Annotated in this window: 17 protein-coding genes; 11 read left to right on the top strand and 6 right to left on the bottom strand. The window is 70.8% G+C overall.

Annotation, left to right across the window (positions count from 1 at the left end; translation table 11 throughout):
• Positions 1–60: 60 nt before the first annotated feature.
• Positions 61–696, bottom strand: a complete 636-nt coding sequence (thiE, locus tag PLC66_RS07200; protein ID WP_324538843.1) for a thiamine phosphate synthase — start codon at positions 694–696, stop codon at positions 61–63.
• Positions 689–1,570, bottom strand: coding sequence for a bifunctional hydroxymethylpyrimidine kinase/phosphomethylpyrimidine kinase (gene thiD / locus PLC66_RS07205; RefSeq protein ID WP_324538845.1), 882 nt, complete (start codon positions 1,568–1,570; stop codon positions 689–691). Before thiD ends, thiE begins: the two co-directional genes overlap by 8 nt.
• Positions 1,571–1,684: 114 nt before the next feature.
• Here thiD and PLC66_RS07210 point away from each other — a divergent pair, with 114 nt between their 5' ends.
• From PLC66_RS07210 to PLC66_RS07235, 6 genes are all read left to right on the top strand, one after another.
• Entirely contained in the window at positions 1,685–1,837 is a 153-nt protein-coding gene (locus PLC66_RS07210) for a rubredoxin (protein ID WP_349769703.1), read from the top strand.
• An 82-nt stretch (positions 1,838–1,919) separates the two neighbouring features.
• Complete coding sequence (locus PLC66_RS07215) at positions 1,920–2,309, top strand: response regulator (RefSeq protein WP_324538848.1); 390 nt, start codon at positions 1,920–1,922, stop codon at positions 2,307–2,309.
• 25 nt (positions 2,310–2,334) lie between these two features.
• The gene (locus tag PLC66_RS07220; protein WP_324538850.1) at positions 2,335–2,700 is read left to right on the top strand and encodes a response regulator; all 366 of its coding nucleotides are present in this window, start codon (positions 2,335–2,337) and stop codon (positions 2,698–2,700) included.
• Between the two features lie 8 nt (positions 2,701–2,708).
• Positions 2,709–3,215, top strand: a complete 507-nt coding sequence (locus tag PLC66_RS07225; protein ID WP_324538852.1) for a chemotaxis protein CheW — start codon at positions 2,709–2,711, stop codon at positions 3,213–3,215.
• A gap of 50 nt (positions 3,216–3,265) precedes the next feature.
• Positions 3,266–5,380 carry a methyl-accepting chemotaxis protein gene (locus tag PLC66_RS07230; RefSeq protein WP_324538854.1) on the top strand — a complete coding sequence of 705 codons (2,115 nt, stop codon included), beginning with the start codon at positions 3,266–3,268 and terminating at the stop codon, positions 5,378–5,380.
• A 22-nt stretch (positions 5,381–5,402) separates the two neighbouring features.
• Positions 5,403–11,270 (top strand): FimL-related protein, encoded by a 5,868-nt coding sequence (locus tag PLC66_RS07235; protein ID WP_324538856.1) that lies wholly within the window; start codon positions 5,403–5,405, stop codon positions 11,268–11,270.
• Between the two features lie 25 nt (positions 11,271–11,295).
• Here PLC66_RS07235 and PLC66_RS07240 read toward each other — a convergent pair whose 3' ends face one another.
• Both PLC66_RS07240 and PLC66_RS07245 read right to left on the bottom strand, forming a co-directional pair.
• On the bottom strand, positions 11,296–12,471 hold the full coding sequence (locus PLC66_RS07240) for a MalY/PatB family protein (RefSeq protein ID WP_324538858.1): 1,176 nt from the start codon (positions 12,469–12,471) through the stop codon (positions 11,296–11,298).
• A 118-nt stretch (positions 12,472–12,589) separates the two neighbouring features.
• The gene (locus PLC66_RS07245) at positions 12,590–14,029 is read right to left on the bottom strand and encodes a cryptochrome/photolyase family protein (RefSeq protein ID WP_324538859.1); all 1,440 of its coding nucleotides are present in this window, start codon (positions 14,027–14,029) and stop codon (positions 12,590–12,592) included.
• Positions 14,030–14,133: 104 nt separating this feature from the next.
• Between PLC66_RS07245 and PLC66_RS07250 the strand changes: the two genes are divergently transcribed.
• Genes PLC66_RS07250 through PLC66_RS07270 form a run of 5 tightly spaced genes read left to right on the top strand, consistent with a single transcriptional unit; the run spans position 14,134 to position 17,982 of the window.
• Positions 14,134–14,700 (top strand): YqgE/AlgH family protein, encoded by a 567-nt coding sequence (locus PLC66_RS07250; RefSeq protein WP_324538861.1) that lies wholly within the window; start codon positions 14,134–14,136, stop codon positions 14,698–14,700.
• Positions 14,693–15,190, top strand: coding sequence for a Holliday junction resolvase RuvX (gene ruvX / locus PLC66_RS07255; RefSeq protein ID WP_324538863.1), 498 nt, complete (start codon positions 14,693–14,695; stop codon positions 15,188–15,190). Before PLC66_RS07250 ends, ruvX begins: the two co-directional genes overlap by 8 nt.
• On the top strand, positions 15,177–15,698 hold the full coding sequence (gene pyrR, locus PLC66_RS07260) for a bifunctional pyr operon transcriptional regulator/uracil phosphoribosyltransferase PyrR (RefSeq protein WP_324538865.1): 522 nt from the start codon (positions 15,177–15,179) through the stop codon (positions 15,696–15,698). Before ruvX ends, pyrR begins: the two co-directional genes overlap by 14 nt.
• A gap of 16 nt (positions 15,699–15,714) precedes the next feature.
• The gene (locus PLC66_RS07265) at positions 15,715–16,674 is read left to right on the top strand and encodes an aspartate carbamoyltransferase catalytic subunit (protein WP_324538867.1); all 960 of its coding nucleotides are present in this window, start codon (positions 15,715–15,717) and stop codon (positions 16,672–16,674) included.
• A gap of 27 nt (positions 16,675–16,701) precedes the next feature.
• Entirely contained in the window at positions 16,702–17,982 is a 1,281-nt protein-coding gene (locus PLC66_RS07270) for a dihydroorotase (protein WP_324538869.1), read from the top strand.
• A gap of 31 nt (positions 17,983–18,013) precedes the next feature.
• On the opposite strand, the gene PLC66_RS07275 is transcribed toward PLC66_RS07270, so the two are convergent.
• Together PLC66_RS07275 and proC are read right to left on the bottom strand one after the other, a co-directional pair.
• Positions 18,014–18,595, bottom strand: a complete 582-nt coding sequence (locus PLC66_RS07275) for a YggT family protein (protein ID WP_324538871.1) — start codon at positions 18,593–18,595, stop codon at positions 18,014–18,016.
• A 4-nt stretch (positions 18,596–18,599) separates the two neighbouring features.
• On the bottom strand, positions 18,600–19,259 hold a 660-nt coding region (gene proC, locus PLC66_RS07280; RefSeq protein WP_324538873.1), incomplete at its 5' end, for a pyrroline-5-carboxylate reductase.

The following is a 19,259-nucleotide window of genomic DNA, read 5'->3' on the forward strand; positions in this document are numbered from 1 at the left end:
CCGCATGCGGGCCGGGTCCACCGTCCACGTCAAGAACCGTCGCTGCGCCGGCGCGCGGGATCAGAACAGGCCGCGGTAAGCCTCGGCGCGCGCGGCGGGGTCGTTCGCACCGAACACGTCGTTGACCACCGCCAGCAGGTCGGCCCCGGCGGCAAGCACCTGTGCGGCATTGTCGAGCGTGATGCCGCCGATCGCCGCCACCGGCAGGCCGAGCTCGCGCCGCGCACGACCGATCAGCGCGAAGGGCGCGGGCGGCGCATTCGGCTTGGTGTGCGACGGGAACATCGCGCCGAAGGCGATGTAGTCGGCGCCCACCGCTGCCCCCTCGGCAGCGCGTGCCCAGTCCGCATAGCAGGTGAGGCCGAGGATGCGGTCCGCCCCCAGGGCCTGGCGGGCGGCGGCGGGCGCACCATCGTCGCGGCCGAGATGGGCGCCGTCGGCGTCGAGTTCGAGCGCCAGCGCGAGGTCATCGTTGATGATGAAGGGCACGCCGGCGCGCCGGCACAAGGCCTGCAGCGCGCGCGCCTGCGTGCGGCGCAGGCCGGCGTCGGCCCCCTTGTTGCGGTACTGCAGCAGCACGGGGTGGCCGGCGAGCACGCGCTCGGTGCGCGCCAGCAGGCGCGCGGTGTCGGCCTCGTCCGGGGTCACGGCGTAGAGTCCGCGCAGGCCTGCGCGCCCAGTCCGCAGCTCAGACATCGTCGCCAGCGCGGCCGCGCGCCCAGAAGAAACGGTCGGGCAAGGCCCGCCCCATGCCCACGCGATAGGCGTGGCGCAGGCTCTGCTGGGTGAATTCCTGCGCCTCGCGCACGGCCTCCGGCAGCTCCATGCCGTGCGCAAGAGCCGCGGCCGCCGCGGCCGCCAGGGTCGCCCCGGCGCCGAGGAAGGGGCCGGGCAGGCGTGGCCAGGCATCGGTGCGCACCACGCCCTCGTGGCCGAACAGCGTATTGACCACCTGCGGCCCGTGTGCCGCGCTGCCGGTGAGCAGCACGAACTCGGTGCCGCTGCCCAGCAGGCGCGCCAGCACCTCGTCGCCGACCAGCTCCGCAACGGCCTCGTCGAACGCGGCCTCTTCATCGTACTGCTCTGCCCGCGGCTCCTCGTCGGCCATGCCGGCAAGCACCCACAGGTCATGGTAGCCACCGACCAGCAGCGTGGTCTGCGGCAGGATGAGGTCAGCCAGCGCGGGGGCGATCTCCTCACCCGCGTCACCGAGCAGCACCGCCGCATGCAGTGCCGGCTCGACCACCAGGGGCGCATCCGGGTAGTCCGACAGGATCTCGGCGATGAGGGCGATGTTCTCCACGCTGCCGCAGAAACCGAGCTTGAAGGCCGCCACCGGCACATCCTCGAGGATCGCGCGCGCCTGCGTGACGAGCAACTCGGGCTCGGTCGGCCACACCTCGTCGATGCCGCGGGTGTCACGCACCAGGGCTGCCGTCTGCACCGGCAGCGGGTGGCAGCCCATGCTCGCCAGGGTCAGCATGTCGGCCGCCAGCCCGCCGCCGCCGGTGGCATCGGCCGCCGACAGGCACAGTACGCAGGGCGGATTGTCGGGAATCGCAATCGGCATGAACGAGAAATGCGCCACGAGGGGCGGCTGGGTGAATGCGGTAAGATGCGGCGAATTCTACCGCCAACCCTCAAGTCACGCCGAACCATGGCCGATAACGACTACAAGACTTACATGTGCCTGATTTGCGGCTTCATCTACGATGAAGCCGCCGGCCTGCCCGAGGAAGGCATCGCGCCGGGCACACGCTGGGCAGACGTCCCGCCGAACTGGACCTGTCCCGAGTGCCACGCGCGCAAGGAAGACTTCGAAATGGTGGAGATCTGATCTGCCGGGGGTGGCGCTGAGCCGCCTTCCGGGACCGGCTCTTTCGCCCCTTTTTTCACCCCTATCGCAGCAGGAACGGAGCATGGATATTGCCGGGTTGAAGGTCATGATCATCGACGACAGCAACACCATCCGCCGCAGCGCCGAGATCTTCCTCGGCCAGGCGGGCTGCGAGGTCCTGCTCGCCGAGGACGGCTTCGACGCCCTGGCGAAGATCACCGACCACCACCCCGACGTGATCTTCGTCGACATCATGATGCCGCGCCTGGACGGCTATCAGACCTGCGCGTTGATCAAGAAGAACCCTCGCCTGTCATCGACGCCGGTGATCATGCTGTCGTCCAAGGACGGCCTGTTCGACCGCGCGCGCGGTCGCATGGTGGGTTCCGACGAGTACCTCACCAAGCCCTTCACCAAGGACAGCCTGCTCAAGGCCGTCGCCAGCCATGGCGCGCGCAGCCGCGCGCGCTGAACGCTCAACAAGCAGGACCCAGACGATGCCGATCCGCAAGATTCTCGTGGTGGACGACTCGCCCACCGAGCGCCTCGCACTGCACGAAGTACTGACCCGCAACGGCTACCTGGTTGTCACCGCCGACAGCGGCGAGGAGGCGATCACGCGCAGCCAGGCCGACAAGCCCGACCTGATCCTGATGGACGTCGTGATGCCGGGCATGAACGGCTACCAGGCCACTCGCACGATCTTGCGCCACGACGACACGCGCGACATCCCGATCATCATGTGCACCAGCAAGGGGCAGGAGACCGACAAGATCTGGGGCATGCGCCAGGGCGCCTTCGCCTACCTGGTGAAGCCGGTCGACCATGACGAACTGATCGCCCGCATCCGGGCGATCGGCTGAGGCCGGCGATGGCCCGCAGCAGCCTGCGCGAATTCCAGGAGCGGCTCGCCCGCCGGCTGGCAGAGGCCCGCACGGCAGAGCGGCGCGGCCTGCTCGGCTTCCAGTGCGGCAGCGAGAACTGGCTGATCGAACTCGCCGAGGCCGGCGAGATCCTGCCCTCGCCGCCGCTGTCGACCGTGCCGCTGACCCGCCCCTGGTATCGCGGCCTGGCCAATGTGCGCGGCACCCTCTACGGCGTGGTCGACTTCGCGCAGTTCAACCAGCAAGCGCCGATCGTTCCCGCTGGACGGGCCCGCCTGCTGCTGGTCGGCGTGCGGCACGGCGTCCACTGCGCGCTGCTGATCTCGGCCTCGACCGGCCTGCGCAGCCACGAGGACTTCGAGGCGGACCCGGTGCCCGACCCGCGCCCCTGGGTTGCCCGCCGCTGGCGCGACCTGCAGGGGCGCCCCTGGCTGCAGATCGACGTCGCTCGCCTCCTCGCTCACCCGGACTTCCTCGACGCCGGGCTCGAATGAGTCCTGCCGCGCGAGCGCCGACATACACCGATGGACTTCGAGTACAAGCAATGGCCCTGAAACTGTTCGCCAGCAAGAAAGAATCGACCCCCGACGTCGCCGGCACCGAGTCGAGCACGATCATCGACATCGGCACGCCGCGCAACGCGCCCGCAGCCGCAGCGGCCGAGGGATCGCTCACCGCGCGGCTGAGCCGCCTGGGCATCGTGTTCGCCATCCTCGCCACCACCAGCGTCGGCCTGCTCGTGCACCAGGGTCGCCAGGCCGCGGATGCCACGCTGCAGGTGAGCGCGGCGAGCGAGCTGCAGACCTTGTCGCAGCAGATCGCCAAGTCGGCCCAGCTCGCGCTGCGCGGCAACCCGGCGGCGATCGCCGAACTCGACGTCGCCCGCAACCGCTACAGCGGCCTGCTGCAGGCCCTCGAGGAAGGCGGCACGGTGGGCGGCACCCGGCTGCCCGCGGCGCCGTCCGCGATCCGCCCGCAGCTGCAGCAGCTCGGTGAAGCCTGGCGACAGACCGAGCGCAACTCGGGCGAACTGGTGAGACAGGCCGAGGGCCTGGTCGCGCTCGGCAGTGCGGCGGCCACGCTCGAGAGCCGGGCGGCCGAGCTCGCCCTGCTCGGCGAGCAGATCGCGGCCCACACCCTGCGCAGCGGCGCCGCGGCGAGCGAGATCGCCGCCGCCCACAGCCTGGTCCCGCTCGTGCAGCGCATCGCCGCCGGCGTACGCGCGATGCAGGCCGCCGACACCATCGACACCGAGGTGGCGATGCGCTTCGGCCTGGACACCGACGACCTGCGCGCCTACCTCGCACTGTTGCAGCGCATGCCCGCCGACCCCGAACTCCGGCGCCAGATCGCCGCCTTCGACGAGGGCTCGCAGCCGCTGCTGAAGACCGTGGTGGAGCTGCTCGGCGACATCCAGCCCCTGACCTCGGCCAAGCAGGCCGGCAGCCAGATCTTCGACGACTCCGTGCCACTGCTCGCGCGCAGCGCGGCGGTCACCGAGGCGCTGACCCTCAACTCGCGCGGCTTCACCCTGGTGCATGGCCTCGCAGCCGTCAGTGCGCTGCTCGCCGTACTGGTGCTGGTGCAGATGGTGCGTGCCTACGGCAACGACGTCGCCGCCCGCCGGCTCGAGGCCGAGCGCCAGCGCCAGCAGGCCGAGGGCGAACGCAACCTCACCCAGCAGGCGATCCTGCGCCTGATGAACGAGATGGGCGATCTCGCCGACGGCGACCTCACCGTGCGCGCCACCGTCACCGAGGACATCACCGGCGCGATCGCGGATTCGGTGAACTACACCATCGAGGAGCTCGCCGTGCTGGTGCGCCGCATCAACGACGCCGCCACGCGCGTGACCTCGGCCACCGAGGCGGCGCAGAAGACCTCGGCCGAACTGCTGTCGGCCACCGAGCGCCAGTCGCAGGAGATCGAGGACGCGGGCAACAGCGTGCAGCGCATGGCGCAGTCGATGACCGAGTCCTCGGAGCGCGCGCTGCAGTCGGCCCGGGTCGCGCGCAGCTCGCTCGATGCCGCGCGCAAGGGCGCGGACGCGGTGGAGAACACCATCCGTGGCATGAACGACATCCGCAGCCAGATCCAGGAGACGGCCAAGCGCATCAAGCGCCTGGGCGAATCCTCGCAGGAGATCGGCGAAATCGTCGAGCTGATCTCGGACATCACCGAGCAGACCAACGTCCTTGCGCTCAATGCGGCGATCCAGGCCGCCTCGGCCGGCGAGGCCGGGCGTGGCTTCACCGTCGTCGCCGAAGAGGTGCAGCGCCTGGCCGAACGCTCGGCCGAGGCCACCAAGCAGATCGCAGCGATCGTCAAGACCATCCAGACCGACACCCAGGACGCGGTCGGCGCGATGGAAAACGCCACCCGCAACGTGGTCGAGGGCGCCCAGCTGTCGGACGCCGCCGGTCAGGCCCTGTCCGAGATCGGCCAGGTCTCGCTCGAGACGGCGCGCCTGATCGAGCAGATCTCGCTCGACACCCAGCAGCAGGCCGCTGCCGCCGGGGGCGTGGCCGCCAGCATGAAGGACATCCTCAGCATCACCGAACAGACCACCCTCGGCACCAAGCAGACGGCGGTGTCGATCGGCCAGCTCGCCGAACTCGCCGTCGAGCTCAAGGGCTCGGTGTCGGGCTTCAAGGTCTGAGTGGCGCAGCAGGAACACGACCATGACACACGCCACCGAGGCGGACCTGGGGCCGCTGACCTGGGTCAAGGGCGAGATCGACGCCGCCCTCACGCGCGCCAGCGAGGCGCTGGAACGCGCTGACGGCGACGATGCCGCATCCGGCCTGCAGTTCGCCCAGACCCACCTGCACCAGGTGCGCGGCGCGCTGTCCATCGTCGGCCTCGACGGCCTGACGCAGTTCACCGACGCACTCGAGCAGTTGCTCGGCGCGATGAGCCGCGGCGAGCGCCCGGCCGACGCCGAGGCGCGCGCCCTGGTGCGCCGCTCGCTGGCGGTGATCGGCAATTATCTGGACGAACTCGCGCACGGCGCCCCCGATCAGGCCTTGCGCCTGGCACCGCATTACCTGGCCCTGGCTGCCGCGCGCGGGCAGGCCGACGCCAGCGCCGCCGACCTGTTCCACCCCGACCTTTCGCGCCGGCCGCCGGCACGCGACGCCCACGCCACGACCGACAGCGACGCCGCGCACAGACTGCGGGCCGCGCGCAGCCGCTTCGAGCGCGGCCTGCTCGACTGGCTGCGCCGGGGCGCCGCCGGCGACGGTGCGCGCACCATGCGCGACGCCATTGCCGAGGTCGAGGCGGTGCAGCCGACGCCCGCCGCACGCAGCCTGTGGTGGGCCTGCCTCGCCTTTCTCGACACCCTGGCGCACGGCGGCCTGAAGCCCGAACCGGCGATCAGGCGCCTGTGTACCCAGATCGATGCCCAGTTTCGCCGCCTGATGAGCGGCGCACCGGCGGCGCCCGACCGCCTGCTGCGCGAACTGCTGTACCAGGTCGCCACCACGCCGGCCCACACCGAGCATCAAGCGGCAGTGAAGGCGTGCTGGCAACTCGATGCGCTGATCCCCGAGGCCGGCGCCACCATTGGCGACACGCCGATCGCGCCGCTGCTCGACACCCTCAATCGCCAGCTCGCGGTGGCGCGCGAGCACTGGGACGAGTTCTGCTCGGGCACTGCCGTCGCCTTGGCGCGCTTCGAGGACGCCATCGGCGCCCTCAGCCTGGCCGCGGCGCCGCTCGGCCGCCCGGCCGCGCAACGCCTCGTCGACGGCGTCCGCGATTTCGCCCACTGGCTGCGCCGCGACCCGCTGCAGTTCTCCGATGCCGGCGCCCTGGAGATCGCCACCGGCCTGCTGCTGCTCGAGACCGCCTTCGAGCGCCGTCCGCCCGAGCGCAGCTTCGGCGCCCGTGCCGACACCGCGCTGGCCCGTCTCGCCGCCCTGCAGCGCGGCGAGACCGTGGGCGCCGACAGCGCCCTCGACGGCCTTGCCGGTGCCGGCGAATCGCAGGAAAAGGCGGCGCTCGCCCAGCTTGCGAAGGAGATGCTGGCCAGCCTTGCCCATGTCGAGCAGGTCCTCGACGACTTCTTCCGCAACCAGGCCAAGCGCGAACCCCTGCTGCAGCTGCACAAGCCGCTGCAGCAGATCATCGGCGCGCTGAGCATGCTCGGCGAGACCGATGCGCTCGGCCTCGTGCGCGATGCCGCGGTGCGCATTGCCGGCATGGCCAGCACCGACAGCAGTGCCGACCAGTCCGAGTTCGAAGCGCTCGCCCATCAACTCTCGGCGCTCGGCTTCTACATCGAGGCCCTGCCGCGCGGCGGCGCCCGACTTGACGCATTGCTGGCGCCGAGCACCGCAGCCGCCCTGTCGGAGGCGCCGGTGATCGAACCCGAGCGAGCCACGCAGGCCATGCCAGAGCCCGAGATCGTCGCCGACGCGTTCGCGTTCGGCGCGGCAACGGCCAGCGGCGGTAAGCCGGCGACCCACGCCGCGGAGCCGGCGGACGCCGAGCCCCTCGCCTTGCCTGAAGCACCCGAGGAGCTGTCTGCCCCCGAAAGCCTGGCAGTCCCTGAAGCCCTCTCCGCAGCAGAAGCCCTCCCCGTACCGGAAGGCCCCGCTGTAGCCGAAGGTCCCGCGGCACCCGAGAGGCCCGCCGTGCTCGCCGCGGACGAGGCCGAGCGCCCCGCAGCGCCGCTCGAGGCCGCCCTGGACGCAAGCGGCGACGAAGGCGGCGACGACGCGATCACCCTCGTCGAGGATCTCGAATTCGACCTTGCCCCGCCCCAGCCCGCCATCCTGCCGGCGACGCCACCCCGGGCGGCACCGGCGACCGCGGCCGAGGTCGACGCCGAGCTGTTGGGCATCTTCATCGAGGAGGCGCTCGAGGTGCTGTCGACGCTGCGCGAGCACCGCGCGCTGCTGCGCGCCGAGCCGACCGAAGCGTCCCACCTCGTCACCATCCGTCGCGGCTTCCACACCCTCAAGGGCAGCGGCCGCATGGTCGGCCTCAGCGAGCTCGGCGAAGTGGCCTGGGCTGTCGAGCAGACGCTCAACCGCTGGTTGCAGCTCGACTGGCCGGTCACGCCAGCCCTGCTGCACCTGATCGACGAAGGCGAGCAGCGCTTCGCCGCATGGGTCGCCGCACTGCAGCAAGGTGGCATCGCGGTCGACGCCAGTGCGCTGGTCGGCGAGGCCGAGCGTCTGCGCGCAGCAGACACGCCGCCTGTCGAGCCCCTGCTCAGCGCGCCGCCGACCCTGGCCGAGGCGCCCGCCGCCGGAGACGAGGTGGAACCCTTCGTCCTCACCGACCTCGACTTCCCGACGCTGCAGCTGTCGCCCGAAGGCGAAGCCCTGCCGCTGATTCCCGAGCCCGAACCCGAGCCCGCGCCGGAGGCCGCGCCGACGGCGCCCGCCGAAATGGTGATCGAGACCGCCGACTTCCTGATGGACGGCGAGCTCGGCGCGCCACCGCTCGCAAGCGCCTCGCAGGCGGGCAGCGGAGAGGAGGTGGACGCTGCGCTGGTGCCCGAGGCGGCAGTGAGCCTGGAAGCGCTTGACGCGCTGGAAGAGCTGGAGGTGACTGACAGCCTCGACGAGCTCGAGTCGCTCGACGAGGCGCAATCCATCGACGCCCTGGGGGCCGCCGAGGCCGTCGATCGCTTCGAGGCCCTGGAAAGCGGCGAGGAAGAGAAGACGGCAGCGGCGCAACAGGAGGCGACGCCCGAGCCCCTGCTGCCGCCCCCGGATGTGATCCAGCTTGGCGAGCACGCGATCTCGCGCGCACTGCACGAACTCTACTGCGCCGAAGCCGCGCAGCACCTCGACACCCTGGGCGAGGAATTCGCCCGCCTGCGCGCCGTGCCGACCGCGCCGCCCTCGCTCGACGCGCTGCGCGCGGCCCACACCTTCGCCGGCATTTCCGGCACCGCCCGCCTGGGCCCTGCGCAGGCGCTGGGGCGGGCGCTCGAACATGCGCTCGAGCGCCTGCGCGACGCCGATCGCCCCCCGCTGGCAGACGAACAGGCGTTGCTGGCGGCAAGCCTCGATGCCCTGCGCGGGATGCTCGCCGACGTGTGCGCCCTGCAGCCGCCGGCCGCCACGGTGGAGCTCGTCGCCTCGCTCGACGCGCACTTCCGCGCCCCCCCCGCAACGCTCGCGGACGTCCCCGCTGACGACGAAGCGCCCCGCGCGCCTGCCACCACACCGCCCGACATGGCGCTCAAGCCCGCCGCGCCTGGCGCCGAGGCGGCCGCGCCGCCGCCCGCCCTGCCGCCGCGTGGCGCCGCGCCGCAGGACGACATCGACAGCCAGTTGCTGCCGATCTTCCTCGAGGAGGCGTCCGAGCTGCTCGGCGAGCTGCACGCCACCCTGCGCCGCTGGCGCAGCGCCCCCGAGGCCGAGGCCGAGGAGGCCGCGCGTGCAGTCGCCCGCCTGCTGCACTCGCTCAAGGGCAGCGCACGCATGGCCGGCGCGATGACCCTGGGTGAACATCTGCACCAGCTCGAGTCGCGTCTCGAGGACGGGCTGACGGCAAGGGACGGTACCGCCAGCCTGGTCGACGAGCTCGCCTTCGGTCTCGACGTCAGCGAACAGATGATCGACACGCTCGCGCTCGAATTTGCGGAGGGGACGGGAACCGACACAAGCACCCGCGAGCGGGTCGCCAGCGCCGCAACGGACACGCCTTCGCCCGCGAGCGCCAGCCGCGCCGCCGAGGCCGAACCGATCGCCAGCCCGACCCTGCGCGTGCGCGCCGAGCTGATCGACCGCTTCGTCAACCAGGCCGGCGAGATCGGCGTCGCCCGCAGCCGCATCGACGGCGAACTGCGCACCCTGCGGCGTTCGCTGCTCGATCTCACCGAGAACGTCATCCGCCTGCGCAACCAGTTGCGCGAAGTGGAGATTCAGGCCGAAGTGCAGATGCAGTCGCGCATCGCGCAGGCCGGCTCCCACGAGGGCGAATTCGACCCGCTGGAGCTCGACCGCTACACCCGCCTGCAGGAACTGACGCGGATGATGGCCGAGAGCGTCAACGACGTCACCACCGTGCAGCAGAATCTGCTGCACAACCTCGACGGCGCGGACATTGCGCTCAACGCTCAGGCGCGCATGTCGCGCGACCTGCAGCAGGGCCTGATGCAGGTGCGCATGCTGCCCTTCGACAGCCTCGCCAGCCGGCTTTACCGCGTGGTGCGCCAGAGCGCGAAGGAGCTCGGCAAGCGCGCCAGCCTCGACCTGCGCGGCGGCCGCATCGAGATCGATCGCAGCGTGCTCGAACAGATGGCCGCGCCGCTCGAGCACCTGCTGCGCAACGCCGTCGCCCACGGCATCGAAGCCCCCGAGCTGCGCGCCGCCGCCGGCAAGCCGGAAACCGGTCGCATCGACCTCAAGGTGACGCAGGAAGGCAACGAGATCGCCATCGAGATTGCCGATGACGGCGCCGGGCTGGACTTCGAGCGCATCGCCGCGCGCGCCCGCAGCCGCGGCCTGCTCGGTGCCGACGAGCACCCCGACGACAAGCGCCTGACCAACCTGATCTTCGTCTCCGGTTTCAGCACCGCCACCGAGCTGTCGGCCGTGTCGGGGCGCGGCGTGGGCATGGACGTGGTCAAGGCCCAGACCGCCGCGGCCGGTGGCCGCGTCGATGTCGTCAGCCGCCGCGGCGAGGGCACACGCTTCCAGATCCGCCTGCCACTCACCCTGGCCGTGACCCAGGCCTTGCTGGTGCGTGCCGGCGGCCGCAGCTGGGCGATCCCGTCGAGCATGGTGGCGCAGGCGCTGGAGCTCAAGCCCGACGCCCTGCGCAAGCTGCAGGACGAGCGCGGCATCGACTGGCAGGGCGAGCGCTTCGCCTACCGCTACCTGCCCCGCCTGCTCGGCGACCGCGAGGCCAGGCCCGAGGAGCAGCGCTACAACTGGGTGCTGCTGCTGCGCGCCGGGGCGCAGACGCTCGCGCTCCATATCGACAGCCTGCGCGGCAACCAGGAAATCATCGTCAAGAACGCCGGCCCTCAGCTCACCCGCATCATCGGCATGTCCGGGGCGACGGTGCTCGGCGACGGCGAGGTCGTGCTGATCCTCAACCCGGTCGCCCTCGCCAGCCGCGGACTGGCCGGGGGAGCCGAGGACGATGGCGACGCGAGCCTCGCGCTCGAGGCCGCCCCGCCGCCGCTGCACCTGCCGACGGTGATGGTGGTGGACGACTCGCTGACCGTGCGCAAGATCACCGGCCGCCTGCTCGAGCGCGAGGGCTACCGCGTGATCACCGCCAAGGACGGCGTCGAGGCGCTCGAGCAGCTCATCGACAGCGTGCCGGACGTGATCCTGTCGGATATCGAGATGCCGCGCATGGACGGCTTCGACCTCGTCCGCAACATCCGCGCCGATGCGCGCCTGGCGCACCTGCCGGTGGTCATGATCACCTCGCGCCTGGCGGACAAGCACCGCCAGTATGCGAAGGAGATCGGCGCCAACCACTACCTCGGCAAGCCCTACCAGGAGGAAGAGCTGCTCGCGCTGGTGGCGCGCTACACGGCCCGCAGGCCGGCCCCGGCGCGGGTCTGAGACGCGGGCCCCGGCGCGGGCCCGCTCAAGCCGCGAGGGCGCGGGCCATGCGTGCCAGCGCCTCGTCCAGCGTCGGGCGCGGACAGCCGAAGTTGAGCCGCACGAAGCCCGGCGCGCCGAAGGCTGCGCCGTCGGACAGGCCGACGCCGGCCGCCTCGAAAAAGGCCGCGGGCTCGCTCACCCCCCGCTCCGCCATCAGGCTGCGGCAATCGATCCAGGCCAGGTAGGTCGCCTGCGGCGCGCTCAGCTGCAGACCCGGCATCGCGCCGACGGCCTCGACCACGCGATCGCGGTTGCCGCGCAGGTAGGCCAGCAGGGCCTGGCGCCAGGGCTCGCCGTCGCGATAGGCGGCTTCCGCCGCCACCATGCCGAGCACATTGACATGGGGCACGAGGCCGCGCATCGCACGCCGGTAGCGCTGCCGCAGGGCCGCATCCGGGATCACCGCGAACGCACAATAGAGGGCCGCGATGTTCCAGGTCTTGGACGGCGCCATCAGGGTGATCGTGCGCCTGGCGGTGGCCTCGTCGAGCGCCGCGATCGGACGGTGCGGGCGATCCGCGTCGAGCACGAGCCCGCAGTGGATCTCGTCGGCGCAGATCAGCAGATCGTGCGCCGCGGCGAAGTCCGCCAGCCGGCGCAGTTCGGTCTCGTCGAACACACGACCGACCGGGTTGTGCGGACTGCACAGCAGCAGCAGGCGGCTGCGATCGCTGCACGCGGCCTCCAGCGCCGCCCAGTCAAATTGCCACCGACCGTCGCGCAGCACCAGCTCGCAACGCTGCAGAACCCGCCCGGTATTGGCGGGCGCCGACAGGAAGGGCGGATACACCGGGGTCGCGGTCAGCACCCCATCTCCCGCCTCGCCAGCGATCAGGCAGGCGAGGTTGAAGCCGGTCACCACCCCGGGCAGCCACACCAGCCACTCGGGCTCGATGCGCCAGTGATGGTCCCGCTGCAGGCCGTCCACCACCGCCTCGACCAAGGACGGCCAGGCGTCGGTGTAGCCGAACACGCGATGGTCGATGCGGGCGTGCAGCGCATCGATGATGGCCGGCGGCGCGGCGAAGTCCATGTCGGCCACCCACAAGGGCAGCACATCGCGATCGGCGTAGCGCCCCCACTTCTCGCCAGGCAGGGCGCGGCGATCGATGATGCGGTCGAAATCGAAGGAGGAGGACGCTGACGGGGCGGATTTCATCGTTGGGTTTCCGGAGAGCTGGGAAGGCGCGGCAACGGCGAGGCGCCGCGCCATTGTCCCGCATCTGGCGCCCGGCATCAGCGTCCCGCGGCCGGCCGCGAAGCACGGCCCTCGACACTCACCCCTTGAGCACGCCGAAGCGCGCCAGCGTGCGCTCGCGCGCCGCCGCATGGTCGACCACCGGCGCCGGGTAGTCGATGCCGATCCGGGTGCGACAGGCGGCCTGGTCGACGCCGCCCATGGTCCACGGCGCGTGGATGAACTTGTCCGGCACGCGCGCGAGCTCGGGCAGATAGCGGCGGATGAAGCGCCCCTCGGGGTCGAACTTCTCCGACTGGGTCACCGGATTGAAGATGCGGAACCAGGGCTGGGCATCGCAGCCGGTGGACGCCGCCCACTGCCAGCCGCCGTTGTTGGCGGCGAGGTCGTAGTCGTTGAGGTGGTCGGCAAAATAGCGCTCGCCGCGCCGCCAGTCGATGCCCAGGTCCTTGGTCAGGAAGGACGCCACGATCATGCGCAGGCGATTGTGCATGTAGCCGGTCTGGTTGAGCTGGCGCATCGCCGCATCGACGATCGGATAGCCGGTGCGGGCCTCGCACCAGGCCTCGAACAGCGCCGGGGCGTCGTCCCACGCGATACGCTCGTATTCCGGCCGGAAGGCGTGCTCGAGCACATGCGGGTTGTGCCACAGGATCATGTGATAGAAATCGCGCCAGATCAGCTCGTTGAGCCAGCTCCCGGCCCCCTCGCCCGCACGCCCACGGGCGGCCGCGGCGAGGGCGCGGATCGACACCGTGCCGAAGCGCAGATGGGTGGACAGGTAGCTCACCCCCTTCACCGCCGGAAAGTCGCGCGCACGCTTGTAGCGGTCGATGCGGCCGAGGAAGTCCTCGAACAGCTGGCGGCCGCCGCTCATGCCCACCGGCATCTTCATGTCGGCCAGATTGGTCGGCTCGAAGCCGATGTCGGCCAGCGTCGGCAGGTGTTCGCCGGGCGGGCGAGGGGCGAGGCGCGCGGCGTAGGGCTCGATCGGCCAGGCTGCGAGTTGCGCGTCGTCGAGCGCCTTCAGCCATGCATTCCTGTATGGCGTGAACACGCTGAAGGGCTTTCCGGCCAGGGTCAGCACCTCGTCGCGCTCGAACACGACCTGGTCCTTGAAATCCTCGAAACCGATCCCCTCCTGCGCCAGCCGCTGCGCCACCCGGCTGTCGCGCACGATGGCCGCCGGCTCGTAGTCGCGATTGGCGAAGACCTTGTCCACACCCAGCTCGCACGCCAGTTGCGGGATCGATTCGTCGGCGCGGCCGTGGCGCACGATCAGGCCCGCACCAGCCACCCCCGCCTGGCGCGCCAGGGCCTCGAGCCCGGCGTCGAGCTCGACCAGGCTGCGCTGGATGAACTCCACCCGGCGGTCGGCCCGCGTCGGCAAGGCGTCGAGGATCTCGCGATCGAAAACGAAGACGCAATGCACGCGATCGGCAAATCGCAGCGCATGATGGAGCGCCGCGTGATCGAAGCAGCGCAGGTCGCGGCGGAACCAGACAAGGGCGGAAGACATGGTTTGTCCTGGACAAAACAGATGTGCGATTATGCGCCATCCTGACCACTCCGATCACGCACCACTTGCCCATGAACGCGGGCGATGGGCGTAAAATCCCGCGCATGGACACCCCCACGGCCAATTTCACGCATCACTTCCTGATCGCCATGCCCAACATGGCCGATCCGCATTTCACGCGCACCCTGACCTACATCGCCGAACACAACGACCAGGGGGCGCTCGGCATCATCGTCAATCGTCCGATCGACATGACGCTGGCGACGCTGTTCGAGCGCATCGACCTGCCACTCGAGGCCGAGGGCTTCGCCGCGCAGCCGGTGTATTTCGGCGGCCCGGTGCAGACCGACCGCGGCTTCGTGCTGCATCGCCCGATCGGCGAGTGGCATTCCACGCTCAGGGTCAATGACGAGGTCGGCCTTACCAGCAGCCGCGACGTGCTGCAGGCGATCGGTGCCAGCGGCGAACCGCAGGATGTGCTCGTCACCCTCGGCTACGCCGGCTGGGCCGCCGGCCAGCTTGAGCAGGAGCTGATGGACAATGCCTGGCTGACGGTGCCGGCGGACATGGCGATCATCTTCGACCTGCCGCCCGAAGAGCGCCTGGCGGCCGCGATGCAGAAGCTCGGGGTGGATTTCGCCAACCTGAGCGAGGTTGCCGGGCATGCCTGATGCGGCACGCGCCGCGCCCTCCGCCCCTGAAGCCCCGCCCGCCGGCACGGCCCTGCCCGAGCGCGGCACCCTGCTCGGTTTCGACTTCGGCCTTGCGCGCATCGGCGTCGCCACCGGCGAGCTCGAGACCGGCCAGGCCAGCGCACTGACCACCGTGCACGAAGAAGCGGGCGATGCCCGCTTCAAGGCCATCGCCCGCCTCATCGCCGAATGGCGCCCGGTCGCCCTGGTGGTCGGCATTCCGCGCCATCTCGACGGCCGCGAGCATGCCCTCACCGCGCGCTGCCGACGCTTCGCCAACCAGCTCAACGGCCGCTTCGCGCTGCCGGTGCTGACGGTGGACGAGCGCCTGAGCTCGGTCGCCGCCGAATCCGAACTCACCGAGGCCGGCCTCAAGGGCTGGCGCGAGCGCAAGGCAGTGCTCGACGCTGCCGCTGCGCAGATCATCCTGCAAACCTTCCTGGACGCCCGTCGCCATGAAAGACCTTGATGCCGAAGCCCTGTGCCGGCAGCTCGCCGAACAGATCCGCCCTCACGTCACGCCCGCCACCGCGCTGGTCGGCATCTACACCGGCGGCCTGTGGCTGGCCGAGCGCCTGCACGCCGAACTGGGCATCGCCCAGCCGCTGGGCGCCATCGATGTCTCCTTCTACCGCGACGACTATGCGAGCAAGGGCCTGCACGCCAGGCCGCAGCGCACCGGCATCGCCTTCAACGTCGATGGCGCGCACGTGATCCTGGTCGATGACGTGCTATACACCGGCCGCACCACGCGCGCCGCCCTCAACGAGCTGTTCGACTTCGGGCGGCCAGCCGTGGTCGAGCTTGCCGTGCTGGTCGACCGCGGCAGCCGCGAACTGCCGATCGCCGCGCGCTACTGTGCCCATACCCTGGCCACGCCCCTGGCGCGCGAGCAGAACCTGGAGCTGCTGCGCGACGACGCCGGCCGCTTCACCCTCAAGCTCACCCAGGTCCAACCGGCCCCGGCCAACCGCTGATTCCGAGGCAAGCCCGATGCGCCATCCCCAGCTCAACAAGCACGGCGAACTGCAGCACCTGCTGACGCTCGACGGTCTGCCGCGCGACATCCTCACCGCCATCCTCGACACCGCAGCGCCCTTCACCGAGGTGGCCGAGCGCGAGGTCAAGAAGCTGCCGCTGCTGCGCGGCAAAAGCGTGTTCAACCTGTTCTTCGAGAACTCGACGCGCACCCGCACCACCTTCGAGATCGCCGCCAAGCGCCTGTCGGCCGACGTGGTGAACCTCAACATCAACACCAGCTCGGCGGCCAAGGGCGAGAGCCTGCTCGACACCGTCGACAACCTGTGCGCGATGCAGGCCGACATGTTCGTCGTGCGCCACGCCGCCAGCGGCGCGCCGATGCTGATCGCCCAGCACCTGCACCACACCGGGCGCGACCACATCCGCGTCGTCAATGCCGGCGACGGCCGCCATGCGCACCCGACGCAGGGCTTGCTCGACATGTACACCATCCACCACTTCAAGCGCGACTTCAGCAACCTGACGGTGGCGATCGTCGGCGACGTGCTGCACTCGCGCGTGGCGCGCAGCCAGATCGCCGCACTGACCACGCTCGGCGTGCCCGAGGTGCGCGTGATCGGCCCCCGAACCCTGCTGCCGACCGACGTCGAGCGCCTCGGCGTGCGCGTATTCCACGACATGCGCGAAGGCTTGAAGGGCGTGGACGTGGTGATGATGCTGCGCCTGCAGAACGAGCGCATGAACGGCGCCCTGCTGCCGACGCCGCAGGAGTACTACAAGATCTGGGGCCTCACCGCCGACAAGCTGGCGCTCGCCAGGCCCGACGCCATCGTCATGCACCCGGGGCCGATGAACCGCGGCGTCGAGATCGACTCGGCGGTGGCCGACGGCGCGCAGGCGGTCATCCTGCCCCAGGTCACCTTCGGCATCGCCGTGCGCATGGCGGTCATGAGCATGCTGGGCAGCCACTGAGCGCCCGCTACGGATAGGCAATCACGCATGAACATCCTGATTTCCAACGGTCGCCTCGTCGATCCGGCCAATCGCACCGACCGGGTGCAAGACGTCTATGTGGCCGGCGGCAAGATCGTCGCCCTTGGCAGCGCGCCTGACGGCTTCGTCGCCCAGCGCCACATCGACGCCAGCGGCCTGGTGGTCGCGCCCGGCTTCATCGACCTCGCCGCGCGCCTGCGCGAACCCGGCTTCGAATACCGCGCCACGCTCGAATCCGAGATGGAAGCGGCGATGGCCGGCGGCGTCACCAGCCTGGCGATCCCGCCCGACACCGACCCCGCGCTCGACGAGCCCGGCCTGGTCGAGATGCTCACCTACCGCGCCAAAAAGTTGAACCGCGCCCACATCTACCCGGTCGGCGCGCTCACCATCGGCCTCAAGGGCGAGCGCCTGTCCGAGATGGCCGAACTGGTCGAGGCCGGCTGCGTCGCCTTCTCCCAGGCCAACGTGCCGATCGTCGACAACGGCGTGCTGATGCGCGCGCTGCAGTACGCCGCCACCTTCGATTTCCGCGTCTGGCTGCAGCCGATCGCCCCCTTCCTCGCCCGCGGCGGCAATGCCCACGACGGCGAGGTCGCGACCCGGCTGGGCCTTGCCGGCATCCCGGTCGCGGCCGAGACGGTCGCGCTGTACACCTATCTGGAACTCGCCAAGATCACCGGCGCGCGCCTGCACATCACCCGCCTGTCGTCCGCAGCCGGCCTCGCCCTGATCGAGCAGGCGCGCGCCGAGGGCATGGACGTCAGCTGCGATGTGTCGATCAACCATGTGCACCTGTGCGACATGGACATCGGCTACTTCAACCCCAACTGCCACCTGATCCCGCCACTGCGCAGCCAGCGCGACCGCGAAGCGCTGTGCAAGGGCCTGGCCGAGGGCCGCATCAACGCCCTGTGCTCGGACCACACGCCGGTGGACGACGACGGCAAGCAGGCGCCGTTTGCCGAAGCCGAACCCGGCGCCACCGGGCTGGAGCTGCTGCTGCCGCTGACCCTGAAGTGGGCGGACGGCGCCGGATTGTCGCTGCTCGACGGGCTGGCCCGCATCACCTCGGACGCGGCCAGGATCGTCGGCATCACCAAGGCCGGCCACCTGTCGGTGGGCGCGCGCGCCGACGTATGCGTGTTCGACCCCGCGGCACACATCGCCATCACGCGCGACAGCCTGAAGAGCCAGGGCAAGAACACGCCCTTCCTCGGCATGGAGCTGCCGGGCAAGGTGCGCTACACCCTGGTCGAAGGTCAGGTGATGTACGACAGCGACTGAGCCGGTGCCGGCCGGCCCCCGCGAGGTGCCTTCAGCCCCCGAACAGCAGCGGCGCGAAGCTGTTGCGCATGCCGGCGAGCACCATCAGCACGATCTGCAACACCAGCAGCAACACCAGCGGCGACAGGTCGACGTTGGCGATGCTCGGCACCACGCGGCGGAAGGGGCGCAGGAAGGGGTCGGCGAGCGCATGCAGCAGCGGCGCCAGCGGTGCGTGCGGGCTGACCCAGGACAGCAGGGCCGAACCGAGCACGATGGCGAACAGCAGATACACCATCATGCGCAGGGTCTCGATCAGGCCGACGCCGACCAGGCCCAGCGCGACCGCGCCCGCGCTGCCGCTGAACACGGCGCCACGCAGGCTGAGCTCGAAGGCCACCAGCAGCACCTGCACCAGCCAGGCCGGCAGCAGGCTGGCCATGTCGAGGCCGAACACCCCGGGCACGAAGCGGCGCAGCGGGCGCACGACCCAGTCGGTGGTGGTGACGACGAACTGGCCGATCTGGTTGCGGAACGAGATGCGCTGCCACTGCATGTAGAAGCGCGCGAGCAGCATCAGCGTGATGAAGCCGCAGACGGTGTTGAGTACCAGCAGCATTATGTTGGCAAGCATCGTGTCAGTCCTTGCCGAGTTCGTCGCCGAGGGCGCGGCCGCGCGCCGCGGCCGCCCGCACCGCCTCGATCAGCGCATCGTGCCAGCCAGCCGCAGCCAGGCTGGCGAGCGCAGCCTCGGTCGTGCCGCCCTTGGAAGTCACCTTCTGGCGCAGCAGCGCTGGCGAATCCTCGGCGCTCGCCGCGAGCTTCGCCGCGCCCAGCGCGGTGTCGATCGCCAGACGGCGCGCCGCCGCCTCATCGAAGCCGAGCGCGCGCCCGGCGGCCTCGAGCGCCTCGATGAAGTGGAACACGTAGGCCGGGCCGCTGCCCGAGATCGCCGTCACTGCATCCATCTGGGCCTCGCTGTCGGCCCATACCGTGCTGCCGACCGCAGCGAGGATGCGCTCGGCCGCCTCGCGACCGGCGGCGTCGACCGCGGGGTGGGCATACAGGCCGGTTACGCCGGCACCGATCAGGGCCGGCGTGTTGGGCATGCAGCGCACGAGGCGGGTGTAGGGCGCGCCCGCGCTGCCCAGCCAGCGGCCCAGCGCGTCGAGGCGCAGGCCGGCGGCGATGCTGATGACCAGTTGCTGCTGCAGGCGCCCGGCCAAGGGCGCGAGCGCCGCCTTCATCTGCTGCGGCTTGACCGCGAGCACCAGCACCTCGCAGGCGATCGCCGCGTC

The sequence above is a fragment of the Thauera sp. genome, assembly GCF_035444905.1.
GTDB lineage: Bacteria > Pseudomonadota > Gammaproteobacteria > Burkholderiales > Rhodocyclaceae > Thauera.